Here is a 19321-nt window from a genome sequence, read left to right on the forward strand (position 1 = left end):
TCATAAAAATAAACTTGAGTACAAAAAAATATACATTGGTTTATTTTGAGTGAGAGGAATGTAAAAAAACATGGAAAAAATACAAACGCAACCAGTTGATATTAATGGAAATCACTTTAAACGAGCTGGATTTGTACTTGTTTTAATGGTTGGAACATTTTTAACCATTATTAATCAAACCTTATTGGTCACCGCTTTACCAAAAATTATGAGCGATTTAGATATCAGTGCTAGTAATGCACAATGGCTTATCACTACATTTATGTTAATCAGTGGCATAATGATTCCTACTTCTGCATTTTTGTTAAATACAATAACCAATAGAAACTTATTTTTTGCGGCAATGGTTAGTTTTGCAATAGGTACTGTAATTTGTGCACTAAGTACGACATTTAACACACTTCTCGTAGGGCGTATCATTCAAGCTATTGGTTCAGGATTAATGATTCCTTTAATGCAAACGCTAATGTTTTTAGTATATCCAGCTGAACGGCGAGGGGAAGCCATGGGGTTAGTAGGAATTGTTATAGCGTTTTCTCCTGCAATTGCTCCTACTGTATCAGGTTGGATTGTTGATTATTATAATTGGCGTTACTTATTTTATATAATTCTTCCAATTGTTGTGCTTAATTTGTTGCTAGCATTCTTCTATATGAAAAACATTATAAATTTAACTAAGCCGAAGGTTGATTTTTTCTCTATTTTGCTTAGTAGCTTAGGTTTGGGTTCACTTCTCTATGGGATAAGTGTTGCAGGAAATGAAGGGTGGCAAAATATGAATACATGGATTTCTTGCGTAATAGGTATTGTAGTAATAATACTATTTTCCCGTCGTCAATTTAAATTAGCACAAGCATTTTTGGAGTTAAGAGTATTTAAAAGTAGAACTTTTACTTTGTCTACAATTATTGTAGCTATTATTTTTATGACAATGATTGGTTCAGAAATTCTATTACCTATTTATACACAATCAATAAAAGGATTTTCAGCACTTCAATCAGGGCTAATATTACTTCCTGGCGCACTTGTTTTAGGTGTTATCTCACCAATTGCAGGGAAATTATTTGATAAGTATGGTGTCAAGAAAATGTCAATGATTGGCATGTTTATTTTAGCTGTAGCAACATTCCCTTTCTTATTGCTTACTAAGGATACAGCTACTTGGTGGATTGTTTGTCTTTATTCATTAAGGATGTTAGGTATGGGATTTGTAATGATGCCTTTAGCTACAGCGGGGATAAATGCATTGTCTAATGATTTAATAAGTCACGGATCTGCGATTAATAATACTGTTCGTCAAGTGTTTGCTTCACTTGGAGCTGCAATAATGGTAGGGGTTATGTCAGCTACAGTTACTAGATATTCAAATGATTATGAGGGCATTTCTTTATCATCATTGCTGAAGGGACTTAATAATGGCTTTATGTCTGCTTTCATTTTAATAGTGATTGCATTTATATTATGCATTTTTATAAAATCACCAATATATACAAAAAAGGAAGAATAATATCATTCTTGCTAAGAAAAAATTGCCCGAAAGAAGACTTAAATGTTACTGAACTTAAAATGGCTGGAGGCATATGCTCTTTAGAAGTAGCAGAAAGAATATTTTTTTTAAAGAGATATGAAATTTACAATGGATAATGTTTGTGAATGAAGCAGAATTCTGTAAAAAATATTGTACCTATACTTTAATAGTAAAGAGCAACTTTCTTCGAAATTATAAAAAGGGATATAAACTTTTTTAGTATGATGTGAGAAGAATCCATGAGGATAAAAATTTGAAATGTAATAGATGAGCATCATCTGTAGTCTCATAGCGGCTCTAATATCAAAAATATTATTCGGTAAAAAATGGAGGAAGTAGTCCGATAAAAAAATTTGGCTGTTTTCGTAAACTTTGTTGTTTTTGAGTAGTAAAAATAGTGGGCTATAATAAAATATATAAATGAAGTATTCAATAGTTGTTTAATAGTATGAAAGAAAGGAGTGGAGCCTAATGAGAAATATTATTCCGCCATTGTTAGCCTATTTGATTGTTTGTGTGATTGCAGTCTTAATTCCTGCATCAGAAGGCTATAATACGGTAGGTTGGAAATTGTTTGTTGGACAGATTTATGCAATTCCAGTTTTAATCGTTGTAGCTTTGGTCACGTTTTATGTGAACAAAAAACTTTCACACAAAAAAAAATAAACTCAATGGATAGTAATTAGTAATTGCTATCCATTTTTAATACCCTCACGCTATACCCCTTAAAGAATTGAGTTCAAATATGGGGAAATAACTGGAGTGATTTAGACCTTGGTATGGAAAAATTTGAAGATGTAGCAAAGAGAGGAATTAAATTTATAGAAGAAATAAATCGTGTATATAGAGGTAAAAGGGTTTTAGTAGTGAGCCACGGGGCTTTAATTGGTCTGACACTACAGCATTTGCTACCCGAAAGATTTCCAACAACTTATATTGAAAATACTTCTCTTACAATTCTTAAGAATATTGAAGGTAATTGGAATTGCAATCTTTATAATTGTACATTACATCTGAAATAATTCCATTATTAAACAAAATGGAGCTTATCTTCAATATACCAATATGAATGTTGTTCCATAATCGGGCGAATTACTTGAACAGCCGGGCTGCAATAGCAGGCTGTTTGTTTATTTAACGAAAGGGAGTTTAGTTGAACAAATCCCACAAAATCCCACAAAATGATAAAATAGGAATATGAGTTCTATTTTGATTGTACTGTCAATCTTATGGGGAGGAAAATAAAATACATGAAACATAAAATTGCTTTACTAGCAGATGTCCATGGAAATGCAAGTGCTTTAAAAGCAGTTGTCGAAGATTCGGTCAAAGAAAGTGTCACTGACTATTGGTTTTTAGGAGATTTAATCATGCCCGGGCCCGGAGCAAATGATTTGTTTGAAATATTAGATAGTATTAAAGTTACTGCTTATGTTAAAGGAAACTGGGAAGACAGCTTCCTTGACGTACTCAATAAAAAGATTGATTTTGATAACGCTACTGATATCTATGTTTCTAGGTTAGTTCAGTACCAGTGTGAAAATTTGGATAAAAACCATATTAATCTTATTAAGAATTTACCAGTACACCTAACAAAACAAGTTAATAATCTATCTATCAGTATTAGTCATAATCTACAAAATAAAAATTATGGAGGAGAGTTATGGCCTACTAATAATCAGAAAAGTTTTGATCAGTTATTTGAGCATGATTACGATATTGCGATTTATGCTCATACCCATCACCAATTGTTACGCTATAGTAGCAATGATCAATTGATTATTAACCCAGGAACTATTGGACAGCCTTTTTACAGATGGGACAAGTTATGTTCTGACCTACGTGCTCAATATGGGATTCTTGAAATTGACGAGACAGGGATTGCTGAGGTGAGATTTAAAAAAATTTCCTATGATGTAGAAAAGGAATTAAAAAACGCTAGCAGTAATAAACTTCCTTATATTAACTTATATCGAGAAATGCTCGAGACAGGAAAAACTCATACCCATGATATTGAATTATTACAAAAGCTCAATAATAGATTTAATTATAAAGATGAAATAAATAATTTTTTTGAAAAAAACTACTGGTAATTTAAAAGAATAAAATGAACCTTCTTCAACTTACGAGTGCGTTTAGTTTAACAATACATGTACTTATGATCTTCCACAATCGGGTGCTTGTGCGGCTGAGCAAGGTCGTATCATATAACGGGTGGGATTCCCGTCGAGAAAAACTAGCCATTCGCTCGTAACGAGTCTTGGAGGACTAAAGGTAACTTTAGTTTTTAAGCGTAGACAGTGAGGTGGCGGGCCGAAAGCCTAATGGTTGAAGGGATTGAGTTCCATAATGATTGTAGTTCGAGAGGGCTGATGCTTTAAGCGCTGCAGAAAGCTACATTTTATCTTTCGTTAAAGGCAAGAATGATAAAACCTCTCTGGAGTCATAGACCTTGGCACGTCATACATTGATATGATATGGCAACTCAGGAGACCCTACCGGTCTTTTCTTTTTTTTAGAAGAGTATGGTGTACAAGCGATAAAAAGCAAGGAAACCAAATGCCGTTGTAGGGAGTCGGATAGCAGCGTAGTACCAATGAAGTTGGGTAACACCGATGGAGGAAAGGCTGCTACCTAATTATCACCCTTACTAGAGACACATTTACTACACACAGAGGTAGGTATTTTAAATGGAAACAAAACTACTAAGGATAGCAGAATTAGCAAAGTCTGATCCTAAAATAAAGTTTACATCTCTTGCACATCTATTAAACAAGCAAGCACTAGCTCAATGTCATCATGAACTACCCAATAGGAAAGCAACAGGGATTAACGGTACAACTAAGGAGCAGTACGGTGAAAATTTAGAAGAAAATATAGAGGTGTTAGTAAGTAGACTTAAAAGCAAAAGTTATCGTCCTGTTCCAGTCAGGAGAATGTATATTCCAAAGCTCAATTCAAACAAGAAAAGACCATTAGGAATACCGGAACACGAAGACAAGATTGTTCAAAAAAGGCATTACCAAGATACTAAACACCATCTACGAAAATGATTTTCTAGACTGTTCCTTTGGGTTTCGTCCAAACCGTTGTTGCCATGATGCTTTGAAAATACTGAACTTCTATATTGAAAAGAGATCAGTAAATTATGTAGTAGATGTTGATATTAAAGGATTCTTTGACAACGTTGACCACAAATGGATGATGGAGTTCTTAAAACTGCGAATTGCAGACCCTAACTTACTAAGAATAATTGGCAGGTTTCTTAAAGGTGGATATATGGAGGAAGGAAAGAAATACAAAACAGACAATGGCACACCGCAAGGTGGTGTCATATCTCCGATATTAGCCAATGTGTATCTCCATTATATTCTCGACCTATGGTTTGAGAAAAAGGTCAAGAAACAATGCAACGGACAGGCATATATAGTAAGGTATGCAGATGATTTTGTGTGCTGTTTTCAATATCAGAGCGAAGCTCAGGAGTTCTTCCAATCATTAAAACTTAGATTAAAGAAATTTAATTTGGAAATTGCTGAGGATAAAACCAAAATTATTCCCTTTGGACGGTTTGCGGAGAAATATGCAAAACAAAAGGGGAATAGTAAACCAGCGACCTTTGATTTCTTAGGCTTTACACACTATTGCGGGGAAAGTAAACAAGGGAAATTTTGGGTGAAACGGAAATCGAGTAGAAAAAAAGTCCAAAATAAATTAAAAGAATCTAAAGAATGGATGAAGAAGAATAGAAATAAGAATATCCATATAATCATAGATAGATTTCGACGCTCGCTTATCGGTTATTACAACTATTATTGCATCACTGATAATAGCCTAAATGTCAGCAACTTCAAGTGCAAAATTGAGGAACTACTGTTTAAATGGCTCAATAGAAGAAGTCAAAGGAAATCCTTTACATGGGACAAATTCAGACTATTTCTTGATAAATATCCACTACCTTCACCAAAAATTAAAGTGAATATATACAATTTAAGAAAAGAGATTAGCTACATTCTGTGAATGATGACTAGGAGGAGCCGTGTGCATTAATAGTGCAAGCACGGTTCTGTGAGGGTCTGGAGCACAATTTACCGTAAGGTAAAAAGGCTCCATTCTACTCGACTTCTTGAAGAAGGCGTTCTTTTTATATCGGAGCATTTTCTTCAATAACATTTGATAAAGAAATATCTTCATAAGAAATGAGAATTATACTATTTGCTATTTCATGATATGTTTGTTACTCTTAGGAAGAATTATTTTTGTTCTTTTTTCAGATTGAGAATAGATTTTGTTTTTCGTCTAAGGTATTTGAGCAAGGATAGTAACACAATGTGTGAGGCTCACACGAGGAGGCAACAATTATGGAACAAGGTAAAGTTAAGTGGTTTAATGCAGAAAAAGGTTTTGGATTCATCGAGCGTGAAGCAGGAGAAGACGTATTCGTACATTTCTCAGCAATCCAGAGCGAAGGTTTCAAATCTTTAGACGAAGGTCAAAGTGTAACTTTTGAAGTTGAACAAGGTCAACGTGGCCCACAAGCTACAAACGTTCAAAAAGCTTAAATAATATCAAGTGGCAGACCCTAAATGAAGGGTCTGTTTTTTATTTGTACTAAGGGACAGTAGGGTTGCCAATTCCAGATGATAAACGGAACAAGAGACTTTATCAACAGAATGAAAGCCCTATTCAATAAATGAATAGGGCTTATGCAACAATCATGAAACACAATCAGTAATAGTACAAATGGTAGACCAAGTATAACACACTGTAGTAGTAAACCCTAATTTAACATTTTTATGTCGGTTTAAAACATAGTTGTACTGTTTATAAAAAAGATGCACCGTTTTCAAGTTATCCTCTTTTTATTGCATAGTATTTGCGTACTGTTCTGCAAAATGGCACAGTATTCCGCCTGCTACCTTCGTTTCGTCCTCTTCATCCTTAACAAAGAAATTAATCTCCATTAAGTGCTCAGGTATGTGCTGCGTATTAAATTTGGATAACATATTATGAATTTTAATTCAGCTATTTTATGCTAATTCCATTGACTCTCACCAGAGTTTAGTCTTATTATATTTATATTGACTCAATTCATTATAAATAGTCATTAAAGGAGAAGAGCATATGCCAAAGATCATAAGTGAGCAGGAGAAAGAGCAAATCAAAAATGCAATGTATGTCAAAGGAATAGAGCTCATTCGTAAGAAAGGCATGAAGCGAGTTACGGTTGACGATATTGCAGCAGCTGTGCAAATAGCCAAAGGTTCCTTCTATACCTATTATCCTTCCAAGGAAGAATTTCTCTACCACATTTTGAAGCAAAATGAGCAAGCTTTATTTGACAGAATTCTTGAAATCGGAGCTAGCTCGGGGCATTTTAAGGACAAGATTACCCATGCACTTCATGAAATTTACTTGGCACCAGATAGCCTTGCACTTTATGTTCAGCCATCAGACCTGGAATATTTGTTGCGCAAACTTCCAGATCCTATTAACAGAAAGGAACAGGATAAATCCAAAACTAATTTTCAGCGTACAATGAATGGATTGGGAATAGAGGATGCTCAATGTGATTATAGCGTACTAGCGAATTTAATGGACGGCTTGCATTTTATTGCATCTAATCAGAACCAATACGGTGAACAAGGAAGAGCACAAGCATTAAGAATTCTTGTAGATGCAATTGCAGAATATCTAAGCAAGTGTAAGCAGAATAGCTAGAGGAGGCATTCATATGAATCAATTTCTAATTATTTCCATAGTAGCTATTGCCTGTATCAGTATGGCGATTTATTGGTTTCTCTACACTAAGAAGCGTGCAGCATCCTGTCAAATCCATACACCAAACGGAATTGATGAGGGAGAGTATGTGACGATCGGTGGAATCCAGCAGTTTTTATATCATCGTGGTGAAAATAAGGATCATCCCGTCCTCTTATTCCTGCACGGAGGTCCTGGCAGTCCGATGCTTCCTTTTGCCCAAGACTTTCAGTTTCCTTGGGAAGATAAAGTAACCGTCGTTCACTGGGAACAGCGAAACAGCGGTAAAACCTTCTTTGCGAATGATTCCCAGAAAGTCACGCCGACAACAACGATTGAACAAGCATTTCAGGATACATATGAAGTTGTGAGCTATTTACAAAAGAAATATAACAAAGAGCGAATCCTTCTGCTTAGTCATTCATGGGGTTCTATCTTAGGGAGTCTATTCACCTTGCAGTTTCCGCAGATGGTTCAAGCCTATATTGGAGTTGGACAAGTTGTAAATATGATTGAAAACGAACGAATTGGCTACGAGAAAGCATTGGAATGCAGCAGTCAAGTAGGAAACCAGAAAGATATTAGCACCTTACAGGCTTTAAGCCCTTATCCCGAGCCCCAGTTTAGTGATGCCATGATCAAGAAGCTTATGAAACTCCGTAAGTTGCAAGGTAAGTATAAGCTTGCGATGCAACCATCACTCCAACTAGTCACGAGCGTACTATGTTCTCCCTTTTACTCGTTCAAAGATATTAAATACATGTTAATGAGCGATGTACTAGAAATAAAACAGCGTGCTATTTTGGAATCTTTGTTTAAGTCCTATGATCTGAATATGGTAACTTCAGACTATCAAGTTCCAGTATTTTATATCCATGGCGAGGATGACTGGCAAACGCCTTATTCTCTCGCTCGCACATACTTTGATCAAATCAAGGCGCCAATGAAACAATTTTACTCAATACCAAATGCTGGACATGTGACAATGCTTGATCAGAAGGAGCTATTCAACGAAGCTTTATTCGACATTATCGATCAAATCAAACATTAATTTCCAAAGCCATTCCATCATACGCCACCATGATGGAATGGGACTCATATATCTCAACCAAGTCAGTATGCAAAAGCTGCGCATTAAGTGTCTAATGTGAAAAACATATCTCTCTAAAATGATCAAACTTTTTTATGAAAGATTTGGTTGTATCCCGAAAAAAGAATCTATTTTGATCAACCTTTTTTCAAATTAGAGTTTTGGAAGTTACTGTTAGATATGGGTTGAGGGATATTTTTTAATTAATCTTTATTCCAAAGCTACACTAAATGAGCTTAGATATTTTGGGTTATAAGATGGGATTTATATATTCCCTTTTCTTTTTGCTATCAATTCATGAAAATCAATAATTAATCCAGATTTCATCATAATATCTACTGCAAGGATTCCATTAAACTCAGATAATAATAAGCGTAATAGATAAAAGAAGCATTATCACAGCATTAATGGCCATCAGTGGGCTATGCTTTGCACGGAATAGGTGGGCATGTATTGCGCCAATCATCAAAATAGTAAAAAGAACAGCTGCAAATATCAACATTCTTTGAAACCAAAATGCTGCTAATAATCCTAATACACCTGTAAATTCTAATGTAGCAATGACAAACATAAACCACATAGGATACCTATACTCATTCCAATGCTGCACCATCATTGGTTTACGTAAAAATTTGATGGCCGCAGAAAATGCAAACATACATACTAAAATAACCTTAGTAATAATTAAAAGTATCTCCAATTAATAAACACTCCTTAAACAAAAAATTGAAAACTTTTCACTTAAAATTACTATAATTGATAATGTAATAATAATCTGTAGTCTAACCTACCAATTAACGTATTAGGGGGGAATTTGGTGGACAAAATTAAATACTTATCGAGAATCAATTTATTCCAAGATTTGGATATGAAAGAATTACAGCAAATGGAATCCATTGCTCCAATCCTTGTAACTAAGAAAGGTACTTTAATTACCGCTCCCAACAAGAGTCAAAAACGATTGTATTTAATAAAATGTGGGAAAGTGCGTATGTATACCATAACTAACAACGGAAAAGAACTTACGATTGATGTATTAGGAGTGGGACATATATTTGGGGAAATTAGCCTGTTTGCCCCTGGGTCCCACCTTATATACGCTAAAGCTATAGAGGATTCTGTTATTTGTTCAATAGACAAGGTCCAGTTTGAACAAATTATAATAGAAAAACCAGATATTGCACTAAAGATAATAAAAATCCTATCCACTCGTTTAAAGGAAATGGAAGAGATGCTGGAGCTAATGGCATATGGGAGCGTACGAAACAAGCTGCTTTTTCTATTAAACAGATTAACAGAAAAATTTGGGGAACCTTTAAACGAGCATGCTGGTGTGGGACCTGAGTGGATTCAATTAGGGGTGAAGGTTACACATCAAGAGTTAGCTAGCATGATGGGAAGCATTCGTGAAACTGTAACAGAATTATTAAATGAGTTAACTTCTGAAGGAGTGGTAAACAGAACAAGTACTCGTGGTTTTTTTATCATTCATCGTCAACGATTAAAGGAAACCATTGAAAGTACTATGTAAGAGAGAGACAACCGTTGTTCTAATACACCTACCACAGGAGTTGAACGAATCAGTAAAAGATCCAATTATTGAGTTTATCAAATTAGGAAAAACTATTAAAAAAGAGTCTAGGGATTGATACAAATAGCTGAACTGCCCCTAATTGTTAGGTGTGTCTAACTTTAGGGTGCAGTTCATTCTTAAATCTTAAAATTTGCAAAAGCATATATACTTAGTAAGAAAATCTCATGTTTCAGCATAATAAAACCTCATTTACGTATGATACGGTTCCTCACTATTTATACTAAATTACATCATCAACATCTGGCTTTTTGTACAGAGATAATAAAGTTGATTAAAAAATGCCAGTCATGTTATTCAACAAAACCAGCCAATAGTTGTCAACATTTTTCAATAAAAACTCAAAAAAATTCATGTTATACTAAATTTGTGCACGCCAAATAACCTTCCAAATAATATGTTTGGAAAGTATTGGTGTACATGGTTAAATATGTTGATTAAGCTAAATCTTGGAATATAGATTTGTTTTTTAATAGTGCATAAATCCAATGTAAGAGTTTATTAGCAATTAAGGCTACTTTATATGGCTTTCCTTCTTCGCGTTTCTTATCATAAAAAGCACGTAATCGCTTGTTGCGTGGGATGATTTCATCCGTTGTTTTTTGTTTGCGACAGTCACGAATGGCACATTTAACAGCCATATATAGAGTTTGCCTTAGCCTACTAGAACCTCTTTTAGTAATTCGATTTTGAGTACCTTTGAAGGTTCCAGATTCAAAGACAGTAGGATCAATGCCTGCAAAGGCAACTAGTTTCTTAGGGTGATTATACCTTTCGATTTCCCCAATTTCAGAAATAATTGTGGCAGCGATTTTTTCACCTACCCCGGGGATTGAACGGATAATCTCATATTCTTCAATACTTTTCGCTAAAGCATCTATCTCATCTTCAAGCATGGATAGATGTTTTTTGTATTCAAGAAGCATTTTAATATACATATCTAGGCTTAGGATTAGACTAAAATACAAATTCTTCTGAAATGGGTTTTGTGCTGCGGCGGCTAGTAATTTCTCGGCCTGTTTTTTTGCCCATTGCAGTGAACGAGTGTTACAGAATTCTTTTATTTTAGTTGTTAATGTTTCATTATCAGCTTTCAAAACCTCTTCTGAAGTAGGAAATGCTTGTAAAGTTAGTAAAGAAACATCTGAGTATAAACTTCTAAAAACCTTACTGTATTCAGGAAATACTTGATCTAAAACTGCCTGAAATTGGAGTTTGGTTTGCACACTATCTCTGTAATATTATCATGCTGTCTTGTAAGATTGCGTAAATTTAATAACTGAATACCTCGCTTTTTATATGGCTCTAAATCCTCTTTATAGTACAGCTCGCAGAGGTGATTGGCGTCTATAATATCTGTTTTTACTTTACGTAAACTAGAATTCTTTGCTTTATAAGATATGAGTGAATTTACGATAATAATTAAATAACCCCTGTCCTCAAAATATTGAACAACTGGTTTGTGATAGTGTCCTGTTGATTCCATCACAAGAGGGGGACGTTCTCCTGAAATATCTTCTATCTCTTTAATAAAATCTAATAAACTAGCTAACCCATCAAGGTCATGTTTTACTTTGAAACTTTTCTTGTAGGGCTTCTTTCTTTCCAACTATGCTTGAACCTGACTTTCACCTTTTGCTACATCCAGACCAATGACTGGATTCATTCAAATTCCTCCTCCAAAAATAATTGCCGGTAGCCCCTAATTCCTTCCTGTAGTGTCATAGCTTCGCTTGTTATACGAGATCTTAGTCCCAACCAGCCTCAAACATGTTTCTACAAGTAGGGGGTGAACTGTTTTGCGGACGGGATCATGGTCCCACGGGCCATACGTTCTACCCCGGCTACAGTAATCATATATCGATATAAAAAATGCTCAACCAGAAATATCTGGCTGACCTTATAATACGAAGGGCCATATAATTGAACAAGCAATTTATAACATCTTTATAGCGGAAATACCTAAAGGTAAATGAAATACATTGCAAAAAGCCGATGTTTCTTCTAACTGAACCTTGGCTTTTATAATTTATGATAACAAACTTAGTGTTATTTTTAATTATTAAACAAAAGACCATAGATTGCCTAATACTTTAAGGGCTGGAAATATATTATTGACTAATCGTAGTGGTAAGTATACTATATCAATGATAATAATAGATCCTCGTTAGGTGAGGCTCCTATACAAACATAGGCTACTGCCCGGAAACATCGAAAGATGCCAATGGGTAGAACAGGAACTGCCGAATTAAGGCTTTTCATAAGGTAGCTAAGGATTTTTCCTTTACGTTGTATAGTGCCAAAGCTCTACTGTGGGGGAGAAGTATAAGTGCTTTTTTATGTACGCTTATCAAACCCTCTAGGAATCTATCTAGAGGTTTTTTTTATTTTTGAAAGGGGGGAACAATTTACATTGGATAGTCATAGTGAGAGGTGTCGATTATATATAACTTGTATCAATATTCTGTACAGTGAGACTGCAAATCTTAGGTATCTCCAGCATGTTCCCCCTACTTTAGCTTGTATTTATCAACTTATGTAGGACATGTAAATTTAAGAAATACCTATTTAACATGTTAGCGTAACATGGTTGTTTTCGATTTAGCAGCGATCCCTGTTTTCAGGAAAAAATTTTTTTAATAAAAAAATTGTTAATAGATCGAAAGGATGAGAAAACCATGTTTAAAATCCTCTATCTACCTTGTCATTCATATCTTCGCTTGTTATACGGGGATCTCCATGTCCCAACCAGCCTAATCATGTTTTAACAAGTAGAGGGCGAACAGTTTAATTGTCGGGATCAAGTCCCACGGGCGCGAACGTTCTACCCCGGCTACTATCAATCTATAAATTGAATAAAAAATAGTCAACCAGATTTCTCTGATTGACCTTATAATACGATAGGGTGCTTTAGTGGAAAAAGTAGCACCAAAATAATCAAATTTTTTTATAAAAAAGAGTTCTTAAAAATAAAAGAAAGATATCGTATTGATCAATCTTTATTCAAAACGATATCTTTTTATATGCAGTGAAATCAAGAGTTTAGAGTGATTTTTAATCAAACTTTATTCTAAATCAACACAGACAAGCAGAATTTGAATCATTCTGCTTGTTTGTGTCTGTAGACAACTGTCCCTTACTCTACATAATTTATAAGGCTAAGGTCATTTTTAGCCCTCTTTCACGTTGACTATTCATAATAGGGGCAATCCAGTTGATTGGCCCACTTCAGTCTCTTCAGTCAATCGGCATTGGATATCCAGGGAACGGCTGAAAAAGCGAATGATACAAGCAAGTGATAGACTTAAGTTTCACTGGGGACTGTTGCTGTAAAGCGGCTGCGATTCTTTCTATTTCCGGAATACCGGACCACTTCTCGCGTCCTTCCGATCTATTCCCCATTTGTTGGGATTGGTTGTGTCCGGGATGCGGTTCTCCAGAATGGCCTGATAATGGTGAGTTGTTTCTTCCAAATGGGCGACGCGCTGCTTGGCTTCTTCGAGCTGAACAAGTGCCATTTCTTTATACTCCTTCATAAGTGCAAAGCGCTGCGGAACGGTCGAATCACCTTCGAGGCAGAGGTCGACGTACGTTTTGATGTTTTCAATCTGCATCCCGGTCTGCTTGAGGCATTTGATGCCATAGAGCCAGTTGATTGATTCTTCGTCGAACAACCGAATATTGTTTTTATTGCGCTGTACGCTCGGCACCAGGCCTTTATCCGTGTAAAAGCGCACGGCGTGCTCGGTGAGTCCCGTCATCAGGGCAGCTTCTTTAACCGTATGCATGTGAAATCCTCCTAGGAAAAATTTGTTGAAAAAATGGATTGACTTCGTGTAACACGAAGGTGATAGGTTTATTATAATGCAAATCGGCCGTTGGCGAAACCCCCGCTGCGCATCCCGATTCCTGGGATGCGCGGTCGTTTGTTGTTTTAAATTTGAACAATGGGAGGAGGAATTACGATGCAAACTTAACTTTGAAATAACGGAGTAAAAATGCCGATCATCGGATCCGGTTTCTACCAAGTCGTCGATGCTGAAGAATGCGAAAATGCGGTATATGAAGCGTGTTGGCCGGTTACCTAAACTTGGATATTTTGTTTTTCAAGCAATTCATATCACCATATGTATCAATAAACGTTTAAGGAGTGATTTTTTTGTCTAACACTTGGAAAATATACATGTTAGCAATTATCAGTTTTATAGTGGGTACATCTGTGTATGTCGTGGCAGGAATTTCGGATAAAATTGCGGATTCACTAGATGTTTCTTTGACAGCAGCGGGTCAGCTCGTTACAGTTTTCTCACTCGCCTATGCGATTTGTACCCCGATCATACTGGTTTTAACGGCAAAGTGGGGTAGAAGAAAGCTAATAATGTATTCATTAGGACTATTTGTAGTGGCAAATATACTGTCTTTTCTTTCCCCAAATTATGGAATACTGATTGTTGCCCGCATGATCATGGGTATTGGTGCTGGATTAGCTATTGTAACTGTACTGATAATTTCTACCAAAATTGCTCCGCCAGGTAAGCGAGCTAGTGCGATTGCAATAATAACTATGGGATTAACGAGTTCCTTAATCATTGGAGTACCTATTGGTAGGATAATGACAAATGCATTTGGATGGCAATCTATATTTGGAGGAATTGCCCTTCTTGGATTAATTGCGATGGTTGTTATATACCTTACTATTCCGGATATAGAAGGTGATAAACCTGTATCCTTACTTCAGCAGCTAGCTCTATTTAAAAAACGTAAAGTTATCCTTGGTTTATCAATCACCCTTTTCTGGCTTGGAGGATATTCGATTGCATATACTTATCTTTCTCCTTATCTGCTAAATGTATCAGGAATAAGTGACAAATTCCTTAGTACAGCTTTACTTGTTTTTGGAATTGCCAGTCTTATTGGTTCGAAGTTTGGCGGATTCAGTACGGATCGTTGGGGTATTCCATTTACACTTACTAGCACTATGACGCTGCATATCGTTATGCTTATTCTATTGTCACTCTTAACGAATTCAGTGGTCGGGGTTATGATCGTATTAATAATATGGTCGTTTTCAGCGTGGGCCACTGCACCGACACAGCAATATCTCTTGGCGACAATTGAGCCTGAATCGTCAGCTATATTGCTTGGACTTAATCAGTCCATAATGCAATTAGCGATGGCTGCAGGTGCAGGTATTGGCGGCATTGCTGTTGGAAGTGTGTCACTAGCTGCCGTTACTTGGTTCGGTGCATTGGGAGTTGCGATAGCCATAGCGATTACCCTTATCCTTTCGAGCTCATTGTCAAAAAAAGAGGCGCAGGATAATAGTTTAAAGAACGCCAATACCTAGGATGCTAATGGGCTGACATCCGATACTATTAGTGGCAACCAGAACGGCGGACGGGGACCCATCCCCCGCGCCTTCGACTATGAGGTCCCAATTATTATTCAGCGGCCGGTCGCACATTCGGATCGTGTTGTCGCATAGTACGGGCTGTATATCAATTGTGGCTCCATATGTATGTCGTACAAACATGTATAGCCTATCGGAATTTCCTGAGGCTCCGAAAGAATAGTCGCTCCAATATGCCGCAAACCATGGAGGAAGCGACCAATTTAATAACCTTCGCATTATCCACAAAGATGGGGTAGTACTAACGAAGCTGTCACTACCCGCAATAAGGAATAGATGTAGTATTATAAAAAAATTGATTATTTAATACAAAGTTCGATTATTTAAAATAAAGATTGATAATTTATAATAAAGTTGATTAAAAATCCTGTGTTGATGGGGCTGTTGACAAAATGGGAAAAGAGCTTTGCTCCTTTCCCATTTTCTTTTTAAGAGTATATTTATTAGTTTTCTTTATAATTTTTGTCTTAATTCATTACCTTTATAATTCTTTTTAAATTTAATGCCAACGCTGAAAAAAGGCATTGTTCAGAAATTTTTTCAATGCCCCTCTTATATGTTTTATACAGGTTATGCTTAGATTTCAATGTTCCGAAGGAACCTTCACACCAAACTCTTCGGAGCTTTTGGAATGCTTTATATTCACTAGTTTTTGCCCTCTGAGTATTTGCTTCCAACAATTCATGTGCAATTGGTCGAGAAATCGTTCTTTTACTTGCTGTTTCCCCAAAACAACATTCTCGAAATGGACAGACTTTACAGTCTTTACTTTTAGCAGAATACGTTTTTAAATAATTATCAGTTTCTTTTTTTCTTAAATGGGTAAACGTAAGTGTTTTTTTATTGGGGCAAGTATACGTATCAGTGTCAATGTTGTAGGTAAACTCCTTATAAGACGTTGTATCGAAAGGTGTAGTATATCCTATGGGACTAATATAACCTGTGATTTCCAATGTTTTTAAGCCATGATGAATCTTAGTTTTATCATATCCTTTATCAGCTGCCACATTTTTAATGTTTAATTCAAATTTTTCTTGTATCACATTTAATCTATCTATAAAAGGCTCACAATCATTTATGTTACCAGCACTCGGATGAATATCAACTATGATTCCGTTTTTTGTATCAATACTTGCATGTGCTAAGTAGTGGGGACCAGATGGCTTTCCAGGGCGATTTAATAAGCCAGAGTCAGGGTCCGTTTTTATTACAGAAATCTTTTCGGTAGATGAACTCTTTGATTTTCTGCCTCGTTTCTTCTTCCCAGATTCAATTCTTTTATCCTCAAGCTCTTTTTCAATTTTTTTGGCTTCCTTTTCAAGGGTATTCAAATAGTGAGAAGGTGTTTTCTCTACAACTACCTTTTCAGCCTTATCCTTTGCAGCACTAGCTTTAATATGGGTAGAATCAGTAACAATGACTTCACCAGTAACTAACCCATTCTCTATACAAAGATCTATAATATAATCAAAAATTTCTTGAAAGACAGTACTATCCTTAAATCTCCTTCGTCGATTCTGACTAAATGTGGAGTGATCAGGTACAGTGTCAGATAAATCAAGCCCTAAAAACCAGCGATAAGCAATGTTTAGATTGACTTCTTGTTCTAACACTCGTTCTGAATCAACATTATAAAGATAGCCAATGAGTAACATCTTAAATAAAAGTACAGGATCAAGTGATTTCCTGCCAAGTTTCGAATAATATTTTTCCATTTTGTTATATACAAAAGAGAAGTCTATCTTTTCATTAATTTGGCGAAGAATATGATTTGAAGGAACAAATGTATTTAAATCAATAAACTCTAGTTTACTTTGATATTCATCTTTACGACCCATCATAAAAATTCCCCCAATAAAAAACCTGTATAGAATAATTAAATTCTACACAGGTATTGGTAAATCCTATTAGTTTGTCAACAGCCCCTGATATGCAGGATTTTTTCTCATACCACAAACGGTCCAGTTTGTCAAGTTAATCATATTAAAAATTTAAATAGCAAAATATAAGAAAAGCAACATGCGTAATGATATAGTATTATGAGTTTATACAATTCTAAAATCCAAATAGAGAGATAGTTAATCCGTAAAATCATTCTATTCATTCACAGTACTTTTAATGGAGTTGTCACTGGCGACCCACGCGAGGACAAAACCAACTTCATGGTCAGGACAACTGACGCCAGCATGGAGGAAGGTTCTGGGTATCTATTAAATACGTTCGATACAGCTGATACCATTTTGCTTGGCCGCGGAACCTACGAAGACCTCTCTAGAAAGTGGCCGTCTATTAATGACTGGCCAAATATCAGCGATGTAGGTTCACGCCTGGGTGAAAAGATAAACAACGCCCACAAACTAGTTGTAACCTGCGACCGCCCACTCGACGAACTAAAATGGGGAGAATTTGAAGCTCCAAAACAATTGACTGGCAGTAATATTGAAGAGCAAATTAAGGACCTAAGTAACGGTAACGGTGGCGATATGGTTATTTTAAGTAGTCCAACGCTCGTGCGATCACCTGCAAACGCAAATCTTATTGACGAATATAAAGTACTCGTGCACCCGGTGGTGGTAAACGTAGGCGAGCGTTTGTTTGACAATCTTAAGGAACAGAAGGACTTCCATCTAGTGGACGTCACACTTACGGATGGTTCCCTCTTGGTAACCTACGAACCTGCTAAAGATTAGCTCAACCAGGCAGATCATTACTGTCAATGACAACAAAGTGTCTTTACTAATTTAAAATATTTTAATACTGGGTGCTATATGTGAAGTAGGTTAGGTTTAACACTACATATAAATTCAATTTGTTAATATAGAATTTAAGCAGCATATAAATGGGCTTCAATATAGTGAGGTCCATTTTTCTTGTGTGGCTAACGGGGCTGCTTTCATTAAATCACTGAAGGTATGTTAGAGATTTGAATAAATTACTTAAACAATAAGGCTGCAAATGTTAAATAAACAAGAAGAAAAAGCAACAGAACTGTTTGCTGCTCAGTACAACGATACTATTCAATAGAGGATCGATAAAAAGGAAATATTATACAGATAGTTTACCATAAATAGCTAAAGAAGAATATAGAAAAAATGCTTGTGTATCATTTGATTACACAAGCATGCATAGGGGGAGTAATTAGCCATTTAAGTAACATGATGCACTAATTTTTCCGATTAATACTTTTAATTAATAGTAAAGGGGTTAATAGAAATAGAGTAAAAGTTAGTGCTGCCCTAATATACAGATTCTCAAAAAGGAATGTAATTAAAGCTAAACCTACAGTGTAGATTATAAATAATATAAGAATTACATAGCTTTTTTCAATCTAATCATCCTTTACTAGTACAATCTTTATATTGCCCAAGGGTAACTATCTACAAATTGCATTTTTGATCCCGTTGCACCTACCCTTTTAAAAACAAATGATCTTCCTCTTTCAATTTTACCTACAGCAAAACCCATAATAGTACCAACTATCGCACTTGCATAAGGACCAACAATAGGAATAGCTGCTAATACAGCAGCAAGTACTCCTACTCCGCCAATAGAAACCCATTGTAAAGTTTCTTTTGTTAACCCTACCTCCAAGTAAGTTCCATCAGCTAAATCATACATTTGAGCATAGTTTTTCCCACCATCTGAACTTTGAATGGACATTTTGTTATCTTCAAGACTAGGCATTGTCACCACTATTGATAAAATTTATTTATAAAGCCAGCTGGACTTTATCACAAATTTGAAAGATTAATGTTCAAATGGTAATTCAAGGGTGGTAACAACTTCATGATTACTATTTTCTGTTGATACAAAGTTAAGAGATAAGAGCAATCCAAAAGAAAAGATTGTAAGCATTATTCTTCTCTTTCTTCCAAATACCTTCTTAATTGGATGTTTTATCTAATAATATTCTATAACATTATTAGTTATTTGTTTTCTCGA

Annotated in this window: 16 protein-coding genes, 1 pseudogene and 1 riboswitch; of the genes and pseudogenes, 12 read left to right on the forward strand and 5 right to left on the reverse strand. The window is 35.6% G+C overall.

Translation table 11 applies throughout. From position 1 onward, the window contains the following. Positions 1-70 precede the first annotated feature (70 nt). From FI644_RS14150 to FI644_RS14185, 9 genes are all read left to right on the forward strand, one after another. Positions 71-1507, forward strand: a complete 1437-nt coding sequence (locus FI644_RS14150; protein ID WP_053474554.1) for an MDR family MFS transporter — start codon at positions 71-73, stop codon at positions 1505-1507. 492 nt (positions 1508-1999) lie between these two features. Continuing rightward, positions 2000-2194 (forward strand): DUF4017 family protein, encoded by a 195-nt coding sequence (locus tag FI644_RS14155; RefSeq protein ID WP_053474555.1) that lies wholly within the window; start codon positions 2000-2002, stop codon positions 2192-2194. Between the two features lie 113 nt (positions 2195-2307). Then, complete coding sequence (locus FI644_RS14160; protein WP_053474556.1) at positions 2308-2550, forward strand: histidine phosphatase family protein; 243 nt, start codon at positions 2308-2310, stop codon at positions 2548-2550. 228 nt (positions 2551-2778) lie between these two features. Continuing rightward, on the forward strand, positions 2779-3621 hold the full coding sequence (locus FI644_RS14165) for a metallophosphoesterase family protein (RefSeq protein ID WP_053474557.1): 843 nt from the start codon (positions 2779-2781) through the stop codon (positions 3619-3621). A gap of 597 nt (positions 3622-4218) precedes the next feature. After that, the gene (locus FI644_RS26875; RefSeq protein WP_246066943.1) at positions 4219-4581 is read left to right on the forward strand and encodes a reverse transcriptase family protein; all 363 of its coding nucleotides are present in this window, start codon (positions 4219-4221) and stop codon (positions 4579-4581) included. Next, on the forward strand, positions 4532-5548 hold the full coding sequence (locus tag FI644_RS14170) for a reverse transcriptase domain-containing protein (RefSeq protein WP_246066950.1): 1017 nt from the start codon (positions 4532-4534) through the stop codon (positions 5546-5548). The genes FI644_RS26875 and FI644_RS14170 overlap by 50 nt, the downstream gene beginning before the upstream one ends. A gap of 341 nt (positions 5549-5889) precedes the next feature. Beyond that, positions 5890-6090, forward strand: coding sequence for a cold-shock protein (locus FI644_RS14175; protein ID WP_053474558.1), 201 nt, complete (start codon positions 5890-5892; stop codon positions 6088-6090). Positions 6091-6652: 562 nt separating this feature from the next. Continuing rightward, complete coding sequence (locus FI644_RS14180) at positions 6653-7249, forward strand: TetR/AcrR family transcriptional regulator (protein ID WP_142108530.1); 597 nt, start codon at positions 6653-6655, stop codon at positions 7247-7249. Between the two features lie 13 nt (positions 7250-7262). Continuing rightward, entirely contained in the window at positions 7263-8339 is a 1077-nt protein-coding gene (locus FI644_RS14185) for an alpha/beta fold hydrolase (protein ID WP_142108531.1), read from the forward strand. Positions 8340-8736: 397 nt separating this feature from the next. Here the strand turns inward: FI644_RS14185 and FI644_RS14190 are convergent, their stop codons facing one another. Further along, positions 8737-9078, reverse strand: a complete 342-nt coding sequence (locus tag FI644_RS14190) for a DoxX family protein (RefSeq protein WP_053474560.1) — start codon at positions 9076-9078, stop codon at positions 8737-8739. Between the two features lie 117 nt (positions 9079-9195). Here FI644_RS14190 and FI644_RS14195 point away from each other — a divergent pair, with 117 nt between their 5' ends. Further along, on the forward strand, positions 9196-9909 hold the full coding sequence (locus FI644_RS14195; protein WP_053474561.1) for a Crp/Fnr family transcriptional regulator: 714 nt from the start codon (positions 9196-9198) through the stop codon (positions 9907-9909). Positions 9910-10406: 497 nt separating this feature from the next. Here FI644_RS14195 and FI644_RS14200 read toward each other — a convergent pair. Both FI644_RS14200 and FI644_RS14205 read right to left on the reverse strand, forming a co-directional pair. Further along, a pseudogene (locus tag FI644_RS14200) lies at positions 10407-11578 on the reverse strand (IS110 family RNA-guided transposase). Positions 11579-12125: 547 nt separating this feature from the next. Further along, a riboswitch (M-box (ykoK) riboswitch) is annotated at positions 12126-12294 on the forward strand. 1025 nt (positions 12295-13319) lie between these two features. After that, on the reverse strand, positions 13320-13757 hold the full coding sequence (locus FI644_RS14205; RefSeq protein ID WP_053474562.1) for a MerR family transcriptional regulator: 438 nt from the start codon (positions 13755-13757) through the stop codon (positions 13320-13322). A 371-nt stretch (positions 13758-14128) separates the two neighbouring features. Between FI644_RS14205 and FI644_RS14215 the strand changes: the two genes are divergently transcribed. Then, positions 14129-15316, forward strand: a complete 1188-nt coding sequence (locus FI644_RS14215) for an MFS transporter (protein ID WP_053474563.1) — start codon at positions 14129-14131, stop codon at positions 15314-15316. Between the two features lie 530 nt (positions 15317-15846). Here FI644_RS14215 and FI644_RS14220 read toward each other — a convergent pair. Further along, positions 15847-17220: an IS1182 family transposase gene (locus FI644_RS14220; protein WP_142108532.1), complete on the reverse strand. Its 1374-nt coding sequence runs from the start codon at positions 17218-17220 to the stop codon at positions 15847-15849. Between the two features lie 321 nt (positions 17221-17541). On the opposite strand from FI644_RS14220, the gene FI644_RS14225 reads away from it, so the two are divergent. After that, the gene (locus tag FI644_RS14225) at positions 17542-18069 is read left to right on the forward strand and encodes a dihydrofolate reductase family protein (protein WP_053474564.1); all 528 of its coding nucleotides are present in this window, start codon (positions 17542-17544) and stop codon (positions 18067-18069) included. A gap of 664 nt (positions 18070-18733) precedes the next feature. Here the strand turns inward: FI644_RS14225 and FI644_RS14230 are convergent. Beyond that, positions 18734-19063 carry a hypothetical protein gene (locus FI644_RS14230; protein WP_053474565.1) on the reverse strand — a complete coding sequence of 110 codons (330 nt, stop codon included), beginning with the start codon at positions 19061-19063 and terminating at the stop codon, positions 18734-18736. Positions 19064-19321: the final 258 nt, after the last annotated feature.

It is taken from the genome of Cytobacillus solani, assembly GCF_006704205.1.
GTDB classification, from domain to species: Bacteria; Bacillota; Bacilli; order Bacillales; family Cytobacillaceae; genus Cytobacillus; species Cytobacillus solani.